The sequence below is a fragment of the Ideonella alba genome, assembly GCF_018069845.1.
Lineage (GTDB): Bacteria > Pseudomonadota > Gammaproteobacteria > Burkholderiales > Burkholderiaceae_C > Ideonella > Ideonella alba.
In genome coordinates this window covers 162,442-180,159 of the sequence record NZ_JAGQDD010000009.1, presented here as the reverse complement: position 1 = coordinate 180,159, position 17,718 = coordinate 162,442, and the positions used below count along the sequence as shown (strand labels likewise).

Sequence of the window (17,718 nt, the reverse complement as noted above, 5' to 3'; positions counted from 1 at the left end):
ATCCGGGGCATGTACGAGTCCCGCCACCAGCCGCCGCTGGCGCGCCGTCACTTTGCCTGGCGCCTGATCCTGCACGTGGCCGCGGCAGCGCTGCTGGCCGCGGTGTCGCTGGCCATCGGCGTGGCCGGCTACATGGGTTTCGAACACCTGTCGCCGCTGGACGCGCTGCTCGATGCCGCCATGCTGCTGGGCGGCATGGGGCCGGTGCATGCCCCGCAGACCGCGGCCGGCAAGCTCTTCGCCAGCGCCTATGCGCTGTACGCCGGCCTGGTCTTCATCGTCACCGCCGCGCTGCTGCTGACGCCGGTGCTGCACCGGCTGCTGCACCGTTTCCACATGGATGAGTCGGCATGATCCGGCGCCAGCTGCTGGCGGTCGCCCTGGCCGCCCCCTGCGCGGCCATCGGCGCCGCCGAGGCGCTGTCGAACATCGACGTGCTGCTGCTGCAACCCGAGGCCCAGTTGCGGGAGCGGGTGGATGGCGACGCGCTGTCGCGCCATGTGCTGGCGCTGCAGGACGCCGCGCGGCATGCGTTGGAGGCGCAGTTCGCACGCCGCCCCAATGCCGGCTTCCTGGTCGTCGGGCTGCGGCCGGGCCATGCGCCGCGGGCCTGGCTCGATCTGGACCAGCCGCTGCCCGACGCCGCCGCCCAGGCGCTGCGCGGCGCGCTCGAGGGCGTGAAGCCCCCGGCCGTGCGCGGCACCGTGATCGTGGCCCTCAAGGCCAGCCTGTGGGGCGGCCGGGTCAGCCCGCGCAAGGCGCCGGTGCCCGCGCAGTGGCGCGCTGCAGCGGCCCGCAGCGCCGACAAGCTCGAGATCGACCAACTCGCCGACATGGCCTGGAGCGACGAATGACCCGCACCCCCCCAGGCTTCCAGCAGCTCACCCCTTACTGTTTCGTGCGCGACGCCGACGCCTTCGTGCGCTTCCTGGTCGATGGCCTGGGCGGACAGCAGCAGCTGTGTCACCGCCGCCCCGACGGCTGCATCGCCAACGCCCAGGTGCAACTCGGCGACAGCATGCTGATGGTCAGCGAGGCCAGCGCCGACTACCCGGCGATGCCCGCGTCCTATTACCTGTTCGTCGACGATGCCGACGCCGCCATGGCGCGCGCGCTGGCCCATGGCGCGCAGCAGGTGATGGCCGTGGCCGACATGCCCTATGGTGACCGCCAGGGCGGCGTGCGCGATGCCCATGGCAACCTGTGGTGGCTGTCGCAGCGCCTGGTCGACGGCCCCTACACCTGATGCACCCGCATGACCATCGACGTTTGCCTCATCCGCCCCGGTCCCACCCATGTCGAGCGCTATGCCGAGGCGCTGCGACGCGGCTGGTCCGCCGACAACGTGCGCGGCCAGGCCGCCGCCGACGAGGAACTGGCGCTGCTGCAGGCCGACCCGCAGAGCTACTACGCGCGCAGCGACGACCGCATCGGCATCGGCCTGGTCACGCTGCCCGATGGCAGCCAGGCCCAGCGCCTGCCCTGGATGCGCCGCTGGATCTTCGCGGGTGACGCCATGGCCGGCTCGATCAACCTGCGCTGGCAGCCCGGCACCGAAGCGCTGCCGCCGCATGTGCTGGGCCACATCGGCTACGCCGTTGTGCCCTGGCAGCAGAACCGCGGCATCGCCAGCGCCGCGCTGAGCGCGCTGCTGCCCGAAGCACGCGCCCTGGGCCTGCGCTGGGTGGAGCTGACCACCGACGAGGACAACGCGGCCTCGCAGCGCGTGATCGCGCGCTGTGGCGGCGCCCTGGTCGAGCGCTTCAACAAACCGGCTGCCTATGGCGGCAAGCCCAGCCAGCGCTGGAGGATCCCGCTGTGAGCACGGACCTGAGCATCCGCCCCTTTCGCCCCGAGGACCAGGCGGCGGTGATCGCACTGTGGCAGGCCTGCGGCCTGACCCGCCCCTGGAACGATCCGGTCAAGGACATCGAGCGCAAGCGGGCCGAGCAGCCCGAACTGCTGCTGGTGGGCGAGGTCGACGGCCGCATCGTCGCCAGCGCGATGGTGGGCTACGACGGCCACCGCGGCTGGGTCAACTACCTGTCGGTCGAGCCCTCGCTGCAGGGCCGCGGCCTGGGGGCTGCGCTGATGCGCCACATCGAGGCCCTGCTGCTGGCGCGCGGCTGCCCCAAGCTGAACCTGCAGGTGCGCCAGGGCAATGACGCGGTGCTGGGCTTCTATGCCCGCCTGGGCTATGGCGACGACCAGGTGATCGGCCTGGGCAAGCGCCTGATCCACGACACACCGCCGGACCCGTCGTGATCGGCGCGTCCGGCCTGCGGCTGTTCACCGCGCTGTGGCCCGAACCCGCCACGCGCGCCGCGCTGCAGGCCTGGGCCGACGCCCTGCCCTGGCCCGCCAGCGCGCGCCGTGTGCGGCCGGCCGACCTGCACATCACGCTGCACTTCCTGGGCGACGTGCCGGCCGAGCGCCTGCCCGACCTGCGCCAGGCCCTGGCGCTGCCCTCGCCGCGCACCGAGCTGCTGCTGGACCGTGCGGCGATGTTCCACGGCGGCGCGCTGGTGCTGGAGCCCGCCAGCGTGCCCGAGCCGCTGGGCGCGCTGCAGGCCACCCTGGATCTGCGCCTGCGCGCGCTGGGCCTGCCGCTGGAGACGCGCCGCTGGCGCCCCCATGTCACGCTGGCGCGCCACGCGCGCGGCTTGGCGCTGACCGCGCCGAACGCGCCGGTGCCCTGGCACAGCCAGGGCCATGTGCTGGTGGCCTCGCGGCCCGGATCACCCTACGAGCTGCTGCAGCGCTTCGGCCAGTAGCGGCGTCACATCGATGGCGTTGCTGGTGTGCGGCACGCAGCCGGTGCTCCACACCGCGCCGATGCCCGCCGCCTGCAACTGCGCCAGCGCGTCGCCCACGAACAGCGCGTGGGTCACGGCCACGTCCACCCGCGTGGCGCCGCCCGCCAGCGCCAGCAGGGCCGCGGCCACCAGCGTGCGGCCGGTGCTGGCCATGTCGTCCACCAGCACCACCTCACGGCCGCGCAGGTCCAGGCCAGCGGGCAGGGTCACGCGCACCTCGTGGTCGCCATGGCGCACCTTCTGGCACACCGCGTGGTCCAGGGCCGGGTTCACTGCGCGCGCCGCGGCCTGCACCCATTGCGCGCTCTCACTGTCCGGGCCCAGCAGCAGTGGCCGCTGGCGCTGGGCCGCCACGAAGGCCCCGATCGCCGGCGCCGCCGACAGCGCCACGCTGCGGCAGCCCGGCATCACCTCGTCCAGCGCGGCGATGCGGTGCAGGTGCGGATCCACCGTCACCAGGCCGTCCACCGTGCGTGCCAGCAGCGCGCCGATGTGGCGCTGGCTGATGGCCTCGCCGGGGTTGAACGCCATGTCCTGGCGCATGTAGGCCAGGTACGGCGCCACCAGCCACAGCCGCCCCGCGCCCTGCGCACGCGCGGTGGGTGCGGCGATCAGCAGCTCCACCAGCTTCTCGTTGGGCTGGTGCAGGCTGCGGTAGAGCACCACGTCGCCCGCCAGCGGCGTGGGCAGCGTCAGCCGCAGCTCGCCATCCGGGAAACGGTGGCGACCGATCAGATGCAGCGGCGCGCCCAGGGCCTGGGCCAGGGCGCCGGCAGAGGCTTGCTCATCGTCGAAGGCCAGCACCGCGCGGATCATGCGAGCGCCTCCAGCCGGTAGCCGCAGTCGGTCTGCGCCAGCTCACGCGCAAAGGCCAGATCGGCCGGGTACTGCGCGTGCAGGCGGTAGAGCAGCTCGCCGGCCGCCACCGCGTCGCCCACCTTGTGCAGCAGGTCGACCCCGGCGCCGGGCACCTGCGGCGCACCGGCCAGCCGGGCGATGCGGGCCAGGCGCAGGTTGTCGATCGCCGCCACACGGCCGGCCTGCGGCGCGCAGACCTCGTGCACCAGCGTGCCCAGCGCCGGCGGCTCGGCGCGGCGGCCCTGGGCGTCGATGATGGCCTGCAGTTGCGCCAGCGCGCGGCCGCTGTCCAGGATGTCGCGGGCGATGCGCCAGCCTTCGCCGCCGCGCACATCGGGGTCGAACTCGATCATCCGGCCGGCCAGGCGCAGCGCCTTGTCGCGCAGGTCGGCCGGGGCGTCGGGCGCGTTGTGCAGCACCGCCATCACGTCGCGCGCCTCCAGCACCGGGCCGATGCCGCGGCCGATCGGCTGGCTGCCGTCGGTGATCATCACGTCCAGCTGCAGCCCCAGGCTGCCGGCGACGAACTCGAAGAGCTTGCGCAGGCGCTGCGCCTCGGGCATGGTGCGCACCTTGGCGCTGGGGCCCACCGGGATGTCCAGCACCAGGTGGGTGGAGCCGGCGGCGATCTTCTTGCTGAGGATGGAGGCCACCATCTGCCCGGGCGAGTCGATCGCCAGCGGCCGCTCGACCGAGATCAGGATGTCATCGGCCGGCGACAGCTCGGCCGTGCCGCCCCAGGCCAGGCAGCCATTGGTGGCACGCACGATCTGCTGCAGCCGCTCCAGCGGCAATTCCACCTCGGCCAGCACCTCCATGGTGTCGGCGGTGCCGGCCGGCGAGGTGATCGCGCGCGAGCTGGTCTTGGGACACAGCATGCCGTGCGCGGCGACGATGGGCACCACCAGCATCGAGGTGCGGTTGCCCGGGATGCCGCCGATGCCGTGCTTGTCCACCACCGGCCCGCCGCGCACCGCCTGCTGCCAGTCCAGGCGGCGGCCGGCGGCGATCATCGCCTCGGTCAGGTAGAGCACCTCGTCTCGTTCGAGCTCCTGGCCGTTGGTGGCCACCACGAAGGCGGCCAGCTCGATCTTGGAGTAGCGCGCGCCGGCGATGTCGCGCACGATGGCGTGCAGGTCCTCGCGCGAGAGCCGCTCGCCCGCGATCTTGCGCCGCAGCGCCGACAGCGAGGCCGGCGGCTCCGACGGCGCAATGCGCGCCGCGTGGCCCTCGGCCACCGCCAGCCGGCTGAAGGCGTCCTCGGACACGCCCAGCTCGCCGGGCCGCACGATGCCCTCGTCATCGACGACATTCAGCACCGCCTGGATCTGCTGCCCATTGGCCTGCACCGTCACCTTGGCCAGCGCCTGCAGCCCGGCGGCGCGCACCACTTCGCAGTGGCGGTGCAGGTAGGCCACGTTCTCGCGCCGGGTGTCGATGGCGACGCGGCGGATGTGCAGGGTGGGCAGGTCCACCCGCCGACTCTACCCGACGCCGACTTCGGCCACCGCCAGCTCCACCCGGCAGCGTCCCAGCTGCTTGGCACGGTACAGCGCGGCATCGGCCTGCGCCAGCAGCTCGTGCAGGTTCTCGCCCGTCGGCCCGCTGGCGGCCACCCCGGCCGAGAAGCTGCAGTGCAGCACCGCGCCGTCGGCACCGGCAAAGGCCTGGGTCTGGAAGTCCTGCAGCAGCGCGCGCAGGCGCTCGGCGGCCTGCGTCGCGTCGGCACCGGCCATCAGCAGCACGAACTCCTCGCCGCCGTAGCGGCAGACCAGGTCCTCGGCCCGCGAGCGGCGTCGCGCCAGCTGGGCAAACAGGCGCAGCACCTGGTCGCCCAGCTCGTGGCCGTGCTGGTCGTTGACCCGCTTGAAGTGGTCCAGGTCCACCATCACCAGCGCCAGCGGCTCCTGGCGGCGCTGCGCCTGCGACAGCATCGCCGGGCCGGCCTCCAGCAGGTGGCGGCGGTTGTGCACCCCCGTCAGCGGGTCTTCCAGTGCCTGGGCGCGCAGCCGCTGCTGCAGGCGCTCGTTCTCGGCCACCTGCGCCTGCAGCTGGGCATTCAGGGCGGCCAGGCGCTCGTGTTCGCGGCGGGCGGCGTCGCGCTCCCACTCAGCCAGTGACAGTCGGTGGGTGATCTGCAGGCTCAGCCGGCGCGAGCGCGCGGCGCGGCCCAGCAGCTGCTCGTGGATCGCAAAGGCGCGCTCGTGCAGCGCACAGGCCTGGGCCAGTTCGCCCACCGCCTGCGCGGCGCGTGCGGCCACGCGCGGCAGGTTGACCTGGTCCATCGGCAGCGTGCCTTCGGCGCCCTGCTCGTCCAGCAGCGCCTGGCGTGCCAGACACAGGCGAAGCGCCTGGGCAGGCTCGCCACGGATCAGCAGCAGCCGGGCCTGCAACAGCACGCGCACGGTGGCGGTCTCGTTGCTGAACGGGTCCTCATGGTGCTGCCGGGCCAGCACCGCGGCCGCTTCGTCGTGCAGGTCGTTGTCGAGCAGCGCGCGGGCGATCTCCTCGTCACGCTGCAGCGCTGGCGGGTCATCCGGGCGGATGCGGCCGATCAGGTGCTCGCGGGCCAGCGCCAGGGCGTCGGCGGCCTCGCCGCGGAAACACAGGTTCTCGACCAGGTTGCCGGCGGCGTAGATGATCTGCCGCCGCGAGCCCAGACGCAGCGCGCCCTCCAGGCACTCCTGCAGCAGCGGCGCCGCGTCTTCCAGGTTGTACAGGTCCGACTGGTAGGCGCCCAGGTTGTTCAAGGCGTTGACGACCAGGCTGTCGACACCGCTGCGCCGCGCCAGCGCCATCGCCTGGTAATACAGGTCCAGCGCGCCGTCGTCATCGCCCAGCATCGACACCACGGTGGCCAGCGACGCCGCGCTGAGGTAGGCATCGACCAGCGGCCGCTGCTCCGCGCGCTGGTGCAGCGGAGCGAGCAGGGCCTCGGCCTCGCTCAGGCGGCCTTCGCGGCGGTGCAACTGGGCGCGGACATGGTCGCGCAGCGCCGCCAGCCGCGCTGGGCCGTCCAGCGCGCAGGCCGCTTCGGCCTGGGCCATGGACTGCTGGTACTGGTCGACCGTGCCCTCGCGCACGGCCACCAGGGCCTCGATCAGGTGGGCCATCGCACGCAGCGCGGGCGTCGCCTCGGGCTGCGCCAGGGTCGTCTGGGTCGCACGCAAGGCGGCGGCCGAGTCCAGGATGATGCTGGCCAGGGCGCGGTCGAGGGGCGATCCAGGGTCCATCGGGTACTGCGGGGTGGTCGAGACGAAGTATCGGCAAGTCGGCGCGTCGATACCCTTATCGGCATCCAGGGTGGCCGACTGTAGCCAAGCCTGCGAGAATCCATGAGGTTGTCCGCTCGGCGTCTCAGGACAATGGTCCCGGCTGGGCGTCCGTCGTCACCGTTCGGCGCCCCGGCCCCTGGCCCCCCTCCGCAGTTCTGAGGACGACCGCCCCCCGGCCCCCGCCCAGAATCGACCCGGTCCGCACCCGATCCTTCGGGGCCGTCGATCCACCGGGGAGCCGCCATGACACCATCGATCCGAACCACGCTGCTGTGTGCGCTGGGCGCGTTGCTCGCACTGCCAACCTGGGCCCGGTCGCCGCCGCCGCTGACCACGCCGTGGCAGGACACCTGGGTGTCGACACGCCCGGCCGCGGTGCCGGACATGCCCGACGCCGGCCCGGAAGCGCCCGCGGCGGTGATCTTCAGCAACTTCGGCCGCCCGCCCGATGGTTTCGCGCCCGAAGGCTGGACCATCATGGGCCGCGGCAGCGACCTGGGCCTGTACCAGGCCTTCGCCACCCAGTTCACGCCCAGGAGCGCCGCCACCGTGGGCGACATCCTGATCGGTGTGGGCATCATCAGCGGCCTCAACGCCGTCAAGGTCAGCCTGAACGCCGATGACGGCGGTGATCCCGGCACGGTGCTGGCCGAGGTCCGGCTGAACGACCTGGAGGACTACCTGTGGTGCTGCAAGCCGCGGCGCACCGGCATCCAGGGCATCGCACTGACCGCCGGCCGCCCCTACTGGGTGGTGGTGCGCCCGCTGACCCTGGTGTCCACCACCAAGGCGGCCTGGGCCTGGAGCGGCCGCTACAAGCTGGGCCGCACCGCGATGAACCATGGCAGCTACTGGGCCCCGGAGACGAACTACCAGGGCTCGCTGAAGGTGCTGGCGCAATGACGCGGCGTCACAGGCGCAGCCGGCCGGCGTAGCCGGTCATCTCCAGGTAGCCCCAGCCCAGGGAGCGGCCGTCCTCGGCGCGCAACGCCGACAGCCCTTCCCAGTAGACGGTGCCGGTGCTGGCGCGGCTGTCCATCTCCTGCGCGTCCACCAGGGCCTGCACCTGGAAGCGGCCGACCGGCGTGTCGAGCCGCCAGTCCACCGGGTAGCTGGCGCCGGTGCCCGGGCTGGTCCAGCGGCGGCCGGCGGTGAAGCGCAATTCGTCGGGCCGGAACACACGCAGCCGGCCGCCCGCATCGCGCCAGCTGCCGCCGGCCCACAGCACGCCGCCGTCGCGCGTGCGCAGCTGGAAGGCGGTGAGCGCGCTGCCGTCGTCCAGGTTGATGCCGATCCAGTCCCAGCCCTGGGCCTGCGGGGCCAGCAGGGTGTCGCTCCATTCGTGGTCCAGCCAGGCGCGGCCCTGCACCGGCTGCGCCTGCGCACCCCGCACCACCTGGCCCTGGACCGCCAGCTGCGGGTGGCTGACGTAGTGGCTGGCCTCGGCCTCGCCCGGGCCTTTGCGCGAGTAGCCGGCCTCGCCCTGCAGCAGCAGCGGCTGCGTGGCATCGGCGCGCAGGTCCAGCGTGAAGCCGTTGGCCGGCGCCTGCAGGGCGTAGCCGCGCTCGTCGCGCGCCAGGGTCCAGCGGGCGATGCGCAGGCCCAGGTCGTCCAGGCGCGCGTGGTCGCCATCGCTGGCCTCGCCGTTCCAGCGCGCCAGGCGCTGGTCGTGCTGGTGGGTGCCGGCCACGCGGTCGGTCAGCGCGGCATGGGCGAACAGCAGCTGGCGCGGCGCCAGCCGGCCGGTGCCATCCAGGCCGGTGGCCGAGCGGAAGAAGGTGATCTGAAAGCCCCAGCGGGGCGGCTCGGTGCGGGCCGCGCCGGCCGGCCACAGCGCGCCGGTCAGGTACCACCACTCGGTGCGCTGCGCGGGGTGGGCGCCATGGTCGGGCGGGAAGCGCAGCACGCGGCCGCGGCGCACGCCCTCGTCGCCAGCGCGGGCCGCGCCGGCCGCCAGCATCGCTGCCAGAACCACGCGTCGCCGCATCACCAGTCCTCCCGCACCGCGCGCACCGCGTCGGCGTTCACCGCGCGGCGCGCCACCCAGGCGCTGGTGCCCAGGCCGGCCAGCGCCACCGCGCCCAGCAGCGCGGCCACCGGCCCGGGCGGCAGCACCAGGTCCATCGTCCAGTGAAAGCTCTGCGGGTTGACCACGAAGACCAGCACCGCGCTGATCGCCACGCCCAGCCCCAGGCCCATCAGCAGCCCGGCACCCAGCCAGCCGGCCATCTCCAGCACCACCAGGCGCAGCACCTGGGCGCGTGTCAGGCCCAGGTGGGCGAGCAGGCCGAACTCGCGCCGCCGCGCCAGCACCTGGGCGCTCAAGCTGGCCGCCACGCCGGCCAGGCCGATCGCGATGGCCACGCCCTGCAGGTAGCGGGTGACGGCGAAGCTGCGGTCAAAGATCTGCAGCGAGATCGCCTTGAGTTGCGCCACCGTCACCGCGCTCACCGCCGCGGGCTCGCCGCCGGCGCGGCGCAGCGCGTCCTTCAGCGCCGACTCCACCGCGGCCGGCGCGGCCTCGGGGGCCAGCCACAGCGACAGCTCGTTGATGCGGCTGTCGCCGGTCAGGCGCTGGTAGTCGGCGCGCTCCATGACCACGCTGCCGAACTGCCGCGCGAAATCGCGCCAGACGCCGCGCACGAACACGCGGATCGGCTGACCCTGGGCGTCGCGCATCGGCAGCGTCAGGTGCTGGCCGGGTTGCACGCCGTGCAAGGCGGGCAGGGCCTCGCTGACGAACACCGGCACCTCGCCGGGCGCCGCCAGCTCGGCCGGCAGGGCCAGGCCCACCAGCGGCAACGCCTGTTCGGGCCGCTCGCCCAGCGGCCGCGCCAGCAGCCACACCGCGGGCAGGCCGGCGCCCCAGTCCATGCCGCGCGAGCGCGCGCCCACCGCGCGCGTCACGCCCGGCAGCGCGGCGGCCTGCGTGTCAAAGCCGGGCGGCCACAGCGCCTCGGCCGAGGCCGCGCCGCCGCCGCCCAGGCGCAGGTACATGTCGGCCGGCAGCACCGCGTCCAGCCAGCTGCCCACCGAGCCGCGAAAGCTGGCCACCATCACGGTGAGCGCCACGCACAGCGCCAGGCTGGCGACGATGCCGGCCAGCGCTGCGGTGGCGGTGGCGCGCGCATGGCGCGCCCGCTGCAGGCCCAGCAGCCACAGCGCGTGGCGGGCGGGCCGCGCGCCACGCTGGCCCAGCAGCCCCCGCACCAGCGCCGGCAGCAGCGCGATACCGCCCACCAGCGCGCAGGCCACCGAGGCATAGGCGGCCAGCGGCAGTTCGCCCCAGGGCGGCAGCAGCGCCAGCCCACCGGCCACGGCCAGCAGCGCCGCGCCGGGCCACCAGGGCGGCGGCGCCTCGTCCCAGCCGCCCAGGCCCTTCAAGGCCTGGGCCGGCGCCAGCCGCGCCGCGCGCGCCGCCGGCCAGGCCCCGCCGGCCAGCGCGGCCACCACGCCCGCCGCCCAGGCCACGGCCGCCGCCGCCGGCGACCAGCGCAGCCTGGGCGCGCTGGCGCCGAACACGCCGCTGCCCAGGTCGCCCGCCAGCCAGTGCAGCGCCGCCGCGGCCAGGCCGGTGCCCAGTGCCACACCCAGCAACCCAGCCAGCGCGCCCAGCAGCGCGCACTCGCCCCACACCAGCCGGCGCCGGCCGGCCGCGTCCAGGCCCAGCACGCCCAGCAGGGCCAGTGAGGGCGTGCGCTGCGCCACCGCCAGCGACACCACCGAGAACACCAGGAAACCGCCCACCACCAGCGCCACCAGCGCCAGCACCGTCAGGTTCACCCGGTAGGCGCGCGAGAGGTTGCTGACCTGCTGCGCCTCGTCATCGGCCGCGGCCCAGCGCGCGCCCGCCGGCAGCGGGCCGAAGGCCTGTCGCACCGCCGCCGCCGTGGCCCCGGGCGCCAGCCGCAGGTCCACCGCGCTGAGCGTGCCCTCCAGCCCCAGCGCGGCCTGGGCAGCGGCCACGTCCATCACCGCCAGCGGCGCGCCGCCGGCCGCCACCGTGCCCGCCACCGCAAAGGCCTGCGCGCGGCCGCTGACCAGCAGCCGCAACTCCTTTGCCGAACCCAGCAGCTTCAGCAGCGCCGGGTTCACGAAGACCTGGCCGGGGCGCAGCATCGCCAGCCGGTCCTCGGTGTCGTTCGGGCGCGGCAGCAGCCCCGGCGCCACCGCGGCCACGCTGAGGGCGTCGATGCCCAGCAGGTCCACCGTGCGCGGCCGGCTGCCATCGGCCGGCAGCATCAGCAGGCTGCGCTCGATGCGCGGATGCGCGGCCTGCACCGGCGCCAGCGCGGCCAGGCGCGCGGCGCTGTCATCGGGCAGGCCGCTGGCGCCGCCCAGCAGGCGCAGGTCGGGCTCGCCGTTGGCGCTGCGCACCGCGGCCGAGAACTCGGCCAGCGCCGATTCATTGATCAGGTGCACCGCCAGCGCCAGCGCCACGCCCAGCGCCACGCTGAGCAGCGCGGCCAGCTGGCGCCAGGGGTGGGCGCACCACTCGGCCCAGCTCAGGCGCCACAGCCGGGGGCGCTCAGTCGGCATGCGCGGGGCGGTCGGCCGGCTGCACGCCGGTGGCGGTCAGGCGCAGCACGCGGTCGGCGCGCGCGGCCGCCGCAGCCGAATGCGTGACCAGCAGGCAGGCCGCGCCTTCATGGCGCACCTGGGCCTGCAGCACATCCAGCACCTGGGTGGCGGTGGCGGGGTCCAGGTTGCCGGTGGGCTCGTCGGCCAGGATCAGCGGCGGGCGGTGCACCAGCGCGCGGGCGATGGCCACGCGCTGCAACTGGCCGCCAGAGAGCTGCGAGGGCATCCGCGTGCCCAATGCGCCCAGGCCCACCGCCTCCAGCATCGCCGCCACGCGCGCCGCATCGGGCCGACCCTGCAGCAGCAGCGGCAGCGCCACGTTGTCGGCCACGTTCAGGTGCGGCAGCACATGAAAGGCCTGGAACACGAAGCCCAGGCGCTCGCGGCGCAGGCGGGCGCGCTCGGGCTCGGGGCGGCTGTGCAGCGGCGCGCCGTCCAGCCACACTTCACCGGCATCGGCGTCGTCCAGGCCGGCGATGACGTTGAGCAGCGTGGACTTGCCCACGCCCGACTCGCCCACCAGCGCGACGAACTCGCCGGCCGGCAGGTCCAGGTCCACGCCCGCAAAGACGCTCTGCCCCGGGTAGGCCTTGCGCAGCTGGCGCAGGCGCAGCAAGGGGGCGTTCACGCGTGGCTCAGCGCGTCGCCGACGGACCCACCAGGTAATCGGCCTTGCCCAGCGGCACGCCGGCCTGGCGCAGCAGGTCGTAGGCGGTGGTGACGTGGAAGAAGATGTTAGGGATCGCCCAGTGCAGCAGGTAGGCCTGGCCCGTCATCGTGCGCGTGGCGTCGCGGCCGACCGGGAAGGTGATCTCCACCGCCTCGCGGCCATCGAGCTGCGACGGCTGCACCGTGGCCAGCCAGGCCAGCGTCTTGGCCACGCGGGCCTTCAGCTCGGCGAAGGTGGTTTCGTTGTCCTCGAACTTCGGCGCCTCGATGCCGGCCAGGCGCGCGGTGCCGTTCTTGGCGGCGTCGCAGGCAATGCGGATCTGCGCGGTGAAGGGCAGCATGTCGGGGGCGAAGCGCAGCGTGCAGAACACGTCGGGGTTGAACTTGCGCTCAGCGGCGTTGGCCTCGGCCTTGTCCATCAGGTGGGCGAGGTTGCCCAGGGCGGTGGTGAAGGTCGGCAGCGCGGCGCTGCCCAGGGTGATGCTCATCGGGGTCTCCTCGTGGTCGGTCGCGCATGCTAGCCCGGACTGATCACCCGCGCAGGGCCGCGTCCTTGATGCAGGGCTGATGGTCCTCAGCGCCGCGGTGTCTGCCAGGGGTTGATGACCACCACCCCACACGCGGCGAAGTCCTTGTCGTTGCGCGTGACCAGCGCCAGACCACCCTGGCGCGCCGTCGCAGCGATCTGGGCATCAGCGAAACCGATGGGGCGGCCGCGGCGGCGCCGTTCGGTGACGAGTTGGCCCAGCACGATCGCTGCCGCGGCATCGAAGGGCCGCACGCGCTGGCCAAAGCCCTGCTCCAGCAGCGCCTGCAGCGCCACGGCCAGGCCACGTTTGCGTCGGCCGGTGGGCAGGGCTTCGATGCCCTGCCACAACTGAGCCAATGACACGGCGCTCAGGTGCAGTTGCTCCGGCGCCTGGGCGGCCAGCCACTGCAGCACGCCGGCGTCGGGCACCGGGCGCAGCAGTTCGGCCACCACGCAGGTGTCGAGCAAGCCGGCCGGCCGCGAGACTGACAACCGACTCACCGCGACGAGCGGGGCTGGCTGGGGTCGCGCGGCGGGAGCCAGTCAGCGGGTTCAGCGCCACCGAAGGCCTGGACGCGCTCGCGCACCACCGCCAGCCAGGACGGCGACGGCGGTGGGGGTGGCACGGGTCGACCGGGCGCGGCAGGCCGCGTGTCCGCCGGGCCACTGCCGTGCAGCGGCGCCGGCAGCGGCTCAGCGGCCACCAGCGCCGACGAGGGGACGCCGGCACTGGCGTAGGACTGCAGGAAATCGCGCACCAGGGCGCTGACCGATGTGCCTTCGGCAATCGCCCGCATGCGGGCGGCCTTGATCAGGGCTTCGTCCACCACCAGGGTCAGGTTGGCCACGGCAGTCTCCCTGCGGTTTCACACGTGCATCAGTGTACACGTGTTCACGGATGACTCGGCGCATCGCGCCAGCGCGCCATCGCCACGCAGTCCACATACGCGCCGCCACGCAGCCCATAGCCACGCATCAGCCCCTCGCGCTCGAAGCCATGCCGCTCGTACAGGCGGATGGCGCGGGCGTTGTCCGCGTAGACGGTCAGCTCCAGCCGCAGCAGGCCGGCCCACTCGTCGGCATGCTGCAGCAGCGCGCGCATCATCGCGTCGCCCACGCCCTGCCCTTGCGCCTCGCGCGCCAGCGTGATGCCCAGGCCGGCCACATGTCGGCGGCGCGGCGACGGGGTGGGCTGGTGCAGACCGGCCAGGCCGACGACGCGGCCGTCGCGCTCGGCCGCCAGTTGCAGCTCCACGCCGGGCTTGTCCATCGCGGTCAGACGCTCGCGCCACCAGGCCTCGCTGGCGTGGGGCATCTGCAGGGTCTGGGCGTAGACGCTGGGGTCGCTCATCAGCGCGGCCACGTCGCGCGCGTCGTCGGCGCGGGCGCGGCGCAAGAGGAGGTTCGGCGGGTTCTCGGGATCGGTGCTCATGCTCAGTCTCCTGGATCGGGGGGCTGAAAACAACAAGGCCCGCGGGGTGCGCGGGCCTTGGGCGGTGCAGCGGTGGCTGCGGGGTGTCGCGCAAGACCCGCTAGGGCCGCAGGTGGACCATGACGAACGCGCCCTGGCCCACCACGGGGGTGTGCAGGGTGCGAATGGTAATCAGCGGGGAGCGCGACATGCGCTGCAGCTTAGGGGCCACAGCGGGGCGCCGTCAAGTCAGCGCGGCAAGGCCGGCGGCGGCGGCTCGTCGATGTCGCGCGCCTGCACGTCCACCACATCGTCGTCGTTGGCCGGCCCGCGCCGACCAAAGCCCGGGCCGCCGAAGCCGCGGCGGAACTGGAAGTGGGTGGCGAAGGGTGGCACCTCGGGCCGGGGCAGGCGCCAGGTCAGCAGCGCACCGGCCAGGCTGGCCAGCAGCGCCAACGCCAGCAGGCCGCCGCCCAGCACGCGCAGGTCCAGCCACTGGCCGACGAACGCGGTCAGCGCGATCAGCAGGAAGAAGGGGAAGCTGAAGCCCAGCAGCAGCCCCCAGCCCCAGCGGCCGTTGGCCAGCAACCAGCCGGCCAGCAGTGGCGCCGCGGCGGCGCACAGCAGCGCGGCCTGCGGCGGCCAGGGCCACAGCGCCACCAGGCCCTGACCCAGGCCCAGCACGGCGGCCACCAGGAACAGCGCGAAGCCGCCGCCGCGCAGCTGCAGGTCGCGCCGCGCGCGCGGCAGGCCGGCGCGGGCGTTCAGCCACAGCAGCGCCAGGCCCAGGAAGAACCAGCCGAAGAAGCCGAGCGAGCCCAGGCCCTGCAGCGCGGCCAGCAGGTCAGCCACGGTCACCTGCGGCCACTCAGACCCGCTCGCTGACCCAGCCGGCCACCGAGGCCAGCGCGGCCGGCAGCGCGGCGGCATTGGTGCCGCCGGCCATGGCCATGTCAGGCTTGCCGCCGCCCTTGCCGCCCACCTGCTGGGCGACGAAGTTGACCAGCTCGCCGGCCTTGAGCTTGGCCATGCTGTCGGCGGTGACGCCGGCGGCCAGCTGCACCTTGGCGCCGTCCACGCTGGCCAGCACGATGGCCGCGGTCTTGAGCTTGTTCTTCAGCTGGTCCAGGGTGTTGCGCAGCGTGGCGGCGTCGGCGCCGTCCAGCGTGGCAGCCAGCACCTTCAGGCCCTTGATGTCCACGGCCTGGGCCACCAGCTCGTCGCCCTGGCTGGACGCCAGCTTGCCCTTGAGCGCGGCGATGTCCTTCTCCAGCGCGCGCACCTGCTCCTGCAGGCTGGCGATGCGGCCGGGCAGCTCGGCCGGTGCGGCCTTGAGCGCGCCGGCAGCGGCGTTGACGGTGTTCTCCAGGCCCTGCAGGTAAGCCAGCGCGTTGTCGCCGGTCACCGCTTCGACGCGGCGGATGCCGGCGGCCACACCGCCCTCGGCCACGATCTTGAACAGGCCAATGTCACCCGTGGCCTTGACGTGCGTGCCGCCGCACAGCTCCTTGCTGGAGCCGATGCTGAGCACCCGCACGGTCTCGCCGTACTTCTCGCCGAAGAGCATCATCGCGCCGCTCTTCTGCGCATCGTCCAGCGCCATCACCTGGGCGTTGGCGGCGGCGTTGGCCAGGATCTCGGCGTTGACGAGCGCCTCGACACGGCGGATCTCGTCGGCCGTCATCGGCTGGGTGTGGGCGAAGTCGAAGCGGGTGCGCTCGGGCGTGACCAGCGAGCCCTTCTGCTGCACATGGCCGCCCAACACCTCGCGCAGCGCCTTGTGCATCAGGTGGGTGGCGCTGTGGTTGCGCACGGTCTTCGCACGCAGCTCGGCGTTGACCTTGGCGGTGAAGACGTCGCCCACCTTCACCTCGCCCTCGGCGATGTGGCCCTGGTGGCCAAAGACATCGGCCTGGATCTTGAAGGTGTCGGCCACCTCGACCTTGGTGCTGGCGTTGCGCAGCTCGCCCGCGTCACCGCACTGGCCGCCGCTCTCGGCGTAGAACGGGGTGTGGTCAAGCACGATCACGGCGTCATCCCCCGCCTTGGCACTGGCGACCGGCGAGCCGTCCACGTAGACGGCCACGACCTTGGAGGTCTCGCACACCAGGTGCTCATAGCCGTGGAAGGCGGTGGCCACGCCGCTGTACTCCAGGCCCTGGGCCATCTTGAACTTGCCGGCCGCGCGGGCCTGCTCGCGCTGGCGGCTCATCGCCGCCTCGAAATCGCCCTGGTGCACGGTGTAGCCACGCTCGCGGCAGACATCGCCGGTCAGGTCCACCGGGAAGCCGAAGGTGTCGTGCAGCTTGAAGGCGGTCTCGCCGTCCAGCACTTTGCCGCCGGCCGTGCCCAGCGCTTCCAGCGCGGCGTCGAGGATCTCCATGCCGCGGTCGATGGTCTGGAAGAAGCGCTCTTCCTCCTGCTTGAGCACCGCAAACACGCGGTCGGCGTTGGCGCGCAGCTCGGGGTAGGCCTCGCCCATCTCGGCGGCCAGCGGGTGCACCAGGGTGTGGAAGAAGGGCGCGCGCGCGCCCAGCTTGTAGCCGTGGCGGATCGCGCGGCGGGCAATGCGGCGCAGCACGAAGCCCCGGCCGGCGTTGCCGGGGATCACGCCGTCGGCCACGGTGAAGGCGCAGGCACGGATGTGGTCGGCGATGACCTTCAGGCTGGGGCTGCCGGCGTCGCAGCCGCCCTCGGCCCGGTGGGGCGTCGCATGGTCGACGGCGTTCTTGGCGGCGGCGAGCAGCGCCACGAAGAGATCGATCTCGTAGTTGCTGTGCACATGCTGCAGCACCGCGGTGATGCGCTCCAGGCCCATGCCGGTGTCGACACTGGGCTTGGGCAGCGGGTGCATCACGCCGTCTTCAGTGCGGTTGAACTGCATGAAGACGTTGTTCCAGATCTCGATGTAGCGGTCACCGTCTTCGTCGGGGCTGCCCGGGGGGCCGCCGGCCACGTCGGGGCCGTGGTCGTAGAAGATCTCGGTGCAGGGCCCGCAGGGGCCGGTGTCGCCCATCATCCAGAAGTTGTCGGACATGTAGCGGCCGCCCTTGTTGTCGCCGATGCGCACGATGCGCTCGGCGGGCACGCCCACCACCTTGTTCCAGATCTCGTAGGCCTCGTCGTCCTCCGAGTAGACCGTGACCCACAGCTTCTCGGGGGGCAGCTTGAAGTGGCCGGTCAGCAGCTCCCAGGCGTAAGCGATCGCATCTTTCTTGAAGTAATCGCCGAAACTGAAGTTGCCCAGCATCTCGAAGAAGGTGTGGTGCCGCGCGGTGTAGCCCACGTTGTCGAGGTCGTTGTGCTTGCCGCCGGCGCGGATGCACTTCTGGCTGGTGGTGGCGCGGCTGTAGGCGCGCTTGTCAAAGCCCAGGAACACGTCCTTGAACTGGTTCATGCCTGCGTTGGTGAACAGCAGGGTCGGGTCGTCGCCGGGAATGACCGGGCTGGAGGCCACGATCTGGTGGCCCTTGGACTCGAAGAACTTCAGGAAGGTGTGACGGATCTCGGAGGCTTTCATCCGGGACTTTCGGTGTTCGAGGCGGGGCCCGGCAGCAGGGCGCGGCCCTGGGCGCCACC

19 protein-coding genes are annotated in these 17,718 nt (G+C 73.3%); 7 read left to right on the top strand and 12 right to left on the bottom strand.

All coding sequences use genetic code 11. From position 1 onward, the window contains the following. The first annotated feature begins 9 nt into the window (after window positions 1–9). From KAK03_RS14070 to thpR, 6 genes are read left to right on the top strand one after another with little or no spacing between them, the layout of a single operon-like run. Window positions 10–354, top strand: a complete 345-nt coding sequence (locus tag KAK03_RS14070; RefSeq protein ID WP_210854578.1) for a two pore domain potassium channel family protein — start codon at window positions 10–12, stop codon at window positions 352–354. Further along, entirely contained in the window at window positions 351–854 is a 504-nt protein-coding gene (locus KAK03_RS14065) for a hypothetical protein (RefSeq protein WP_210854577.1), read from the top strand. The genes KAK03_RS14070 and KAK03_RS14065 overlap by 4 nt, the downstream gene beginning before the upstream one ends. Further along, window positions 851–1,246, top strand: coding sequence for a VOC family protein (locus KAK03_RS14060; RefSeq protein ID WP_210854576.1), 396 nt, complete (start codon window positions 851–853; stop codon window positions 1,244–1,246). Before KAK03_RS14065 ends, KAK03_RS14060 begins: the two co-directional genes overlap by 4 nt. Window positions 1,247–1,255: 9 nt before the next feature. Continuing rightward, a complete protein-coding gene (locus KAK03_RS14055; RefSeq protein ID WP_210854575.1) occupies window positions 1,256–1,822 on the top strand; it encodes a GNAT family N-acetyltransferase in 567 nt (188 codons plus the stop codon). A gap of 8 nt (window positions 1,823–1,830) precedes the next feature. After that, entirely contained in the window at window positions 1,831–2,265 is a 435-nt protein-coding gene (locus KAK03_RS14050) for a GNAT family acetyltransferase (protein ID WP_210854606.1), read from the top strand. Next, window positions 2,262–2,774: an RNA 2',3'-cyclic phosphodiesterase gene (gene thpR / locus KAK03_RS14045; protein WP_210854574.1), complete on the top strand. Its 513-nt coding sequence runs from the start codon at window positions 2,262–2,264 to the stop codon at window positions 2,772–2,774. The genes KAK03_RS14050 and thpR overlap by 4 nt, the downstream gene beginning before the upstream one ends. On the opposite strand, the gene KAK03_RS14040 is transcribed toward thpR, so the two are convergent. The 3 genes from KAK03_RS14040 to KAK03_RS14030 are packed head-to-tail and all read right to left on the bottom strand — an operon-like array spanning window position 2,739 to window position 6,907. Continuing rightward, complete coding sequence (locus KAK03_RS14040; protein ID WP_210854573.1) at window positions 2,739–3,632, bottom strand: ribose-phosphate diphosphokinase; 894 nt, start codon at window positions 3,630–3,632, stop codon at window positions 2,739–2,741. The genes thpR and KAK03_RS14040 overlap by 36 nt on opposite strands. Next, window positions 3,629–5,149 carry a thymidine phosphorylase family protein gene (locus KAK03_RS14035; RefSeq protein WP_210854572.1) on the bottom strand — a complete coding sequence of 507 codons (1,521 nt, stop codon included), beginning with the start codon at window positions 5,147–5,149 and terminating at the stop codon, window positions 3,629–3,631. The genes KAK03_RS14040 and KAK03_RS14035 overlap by 4 nt, the downstream gene beginning before the upstream one ends. Before the next feature lie 9 nt (window positions 5,150–5,158). Next, entirely contained in the window at window positions 5,159–6,907 is a 1,749-nt protein-coding gene (locus KAK03_RS14030) for a GGDEF domain-containing protein (protein ID WP_210854571.1), read from the bottom strand. Window positions 6,908–7,192: 285 nt separating this feature from the next. On the opposite strand from KAK03_RS14030, the gene KAK03_RS14025 reads away from it, so the two are divergent. Beyond that, window positions 7,193–7,852 carry a hypothetical protein gene (locus tag KAK03_RS14025; RefSeq protein ID WP_210854570.1) on the top strand — a complete coding sequence of 220 codons (660 nt, stop codon included), beginning with the start codon at window positions 7,193–7,195 and terminating at the stop codon, window positions 7,850–7,852. 7 nt (window positions 7,853–7,859) lie between these two features. Here the strand turns inward: KAK03_RS14025 and KAK03_RS14020 are convergent, their stop codons facing one another. The 9 genes from KAK03_RS14020 to alaS form a co-directional block, all read right to left on the bottom strand. Continuing rightward, a complete protein-coding gene (locus KAK03_RS14020) occupies window positions 7,860–8,936 on the bottom strand; it encodes a lipocalin-like domain-containing protein (RefSeq protein ID WP_210854569.1) in 1,077 nt (358 codons plus the stop codon). After that, entirely contained in the window at window positions 8,936–11,488 is a 2,553-nt protein-coding gene (locus KAK03_RS14015; RefSeq protein WP_210854568.1) for an FtsX-like permease family protein, read from the bottom strand. The genes KAK03_RS14020 and KAK03_RS14015 overlap by 1 nt, the downstream gene beginning before the upstream one ends. After that, complete coding sequence (locus KAK03_RS14010) at window positions 11,478–12,146, bottom strand: ABC transporter ATP-binding protein (RefSeq protein WP_210854605.1); 669 nt, start codon at window positions 12,144–12,146, stop codon at window positions 11,478–11,480. The genes KAK03_RS14015 and KAK03_RS14010 overlap by 11 nt, the downstream gene beginning before the upstream one ends. Before the next feature lie 19 nt (window positions 12,147–12,165). Continuing rightward, window positions 12,166–12,687: a DUF1993 domain-containing protein gene (locus KAK03_RS14005; RefSeq protein WP_210854567.1), complete on the bottom strand. Its 522-nt coding sequence runs from the start codon at window positions 12,685–12,687 to the stop codon at window positions 12,166–12,168. 86 nt (window positions 12,688–12,773) lie between these two features. Continuing rightward, the gene (locus KAK03_RS14000; RefSeq protein ID WP_210854566.1) at window positions 12,774–13,220 is read right to left on the bottom strand and encodes a type II toxin-antitoxin system VapC family toxin; all 447 of its coding nucleotides are present in this window, start codon (window positions 13,218–13,220) and stop codon (window positions 12,774–12,776) included. A 5-nt stretch (window positions 13,221–13,225) separates the two neighbouring features. Further along, complete coding sequence (locus KAK03_RS13995) at window positions 13,226–13,576, bottom strand: DUF6364 family protein (RefSeq protein ID WP_210854565.1); 351 nt, start codon at window positions 13,574–13,576, stop codon at window positions 13,226–13,228. Window positions 13,577–13,620: 44 nt separating this feature from the next. After that, window positions 13,621–14,160 (bottom strand): GNAT family N-acetyltransferase, encoded by a 540-nt coding sequence (locus KAK03_RS13990; protein ID WP_210854564.1) that lies wholly within the window; start codon window positions 14,158–14,160, stop codon window positions 13,621–13,623. A gap of 228 nt (window positions 14,161–14,388) precedes the next feature. Beyond that, on the bottom strand, window positions 14,389–14,991 hold the full coding sequence (locus KAK03_RS13985) for a hypothetical protein (RefSeq protein ID WP_210854563.1): 603 nt from the start codon (window positions 14,989–14,991) through the stop codon (window positions 14,389–14,391). Between the two features lie 16 nt (window positions 14,992–15,007). Next, window positions 15,008–17,659 carry an alanine--tRNA ligase gene (gene alaS, locus KAK03_RS13980; RefSeq protein ID WP_210854562.1) on the bottom strand — a complete coding sequence of 884 codons (2,652 nt, stop codon included), beginning with the start codon at window positions 17,657–17,659 and terminating at the stop codon, window positions 15,008–15,010. Between the last annotated feature and the right edge of the window lie 59 nt (window positions 17,660–17,718).

What these genes read in the sequence shown, in the direction of transcription:
- KAK03_RS14070 (WP_210854578.1), top strand. Translation starts at nt 10, where the DNA reads ATGTACGAGTCCCGCCACCAGCCGCCGCTGGCGCGCCGTCACTTTGCC.
- KAK03_RS14065 (WP_210854577.1), top strand. Translation starts at nt 351, where the DNA reads ATGATCCGGCGCCAGCTGCTGGCGGTCGCCCTGGCCGCCCCCTGCGCG.
- KAK03_RS14060 (WP_210854576.1), top strand. Translation starts at nt 851, where the DNA reads ATGACCCGCACCCCCCCAGGCTTCCAGCAGCTCACCCCTTACTGTTTC.
- KAK03_RS14055 (WP_210854575.1), top strand. Translation starts at nt 1,256, where the DNA reads ATGACCATCGACGTTTGCCTCATCCGCCCCGGTCCCACCCATGTCGAG.
- KAK03_RS14040 (WP_210854573.1), bottom strand. Translation starts at nt 3,632, where the DNA reads ATGATCCGCGCGGTGCTGGCCTTCGACGATGAGCAAGCCTCTGCCGGC.
- KAK03_RS14030 (WP_210854571.1), bottom strand. Translation starts at nt 6,907, where the DNA reads ATGGACCCTGGATCGCCCCTCGACCGCGCCCTGGCCAGCATCATCCTG.
- KAK03_RS14025 (WP_210854570.1), top strand. Translation starts at nt 7,193, where the DNA reads ATGACACCATCGATCCGAACCACGCTGCTGTGTGCGCTGGGCGCGTTG.
- KAK03_RS14020 (WP_210854569.1), bottom strand. Translation starts at nt 8,936, where the DNA reads ATGCGGCGACGCGTGGTTCTGGCAGCGATGCTGGCGGCCGGCGCGGCC.
- KAK03_RS14015 (WP_210854568.1), bottom strand. Translation starts at nt 11,488, where the DNA reads ATGCCGACTGAGCGCCCCCGGCTGTGGCGCCTGAGCTGGGCCGAGTGG.
- KAK03_RS14005 (WP_210854567.1), bottom strand. Translation starts at nt 12,687, where the DNA reads ATGAGCATCACCCTGGGCAGCGCCGCGCTGCCGACCTTCACCACCGCC.
- KAK03_RS13990 (WP_210854564.1), bottom strand. Translation starts at nt 14,160, where the DNA reads ATGAGCACCGATCCCGAGAACCCGCCGAACCTCCTCTTGCGCCGCGCC.
- alaS (WP_210854562.1), bottom strand. Translation starts at nt 17,659, where the DNA reads ATGAAAGCCTCCGAGATCCGTCACACCTTCCTGAAGTTCTTCGAGTCC.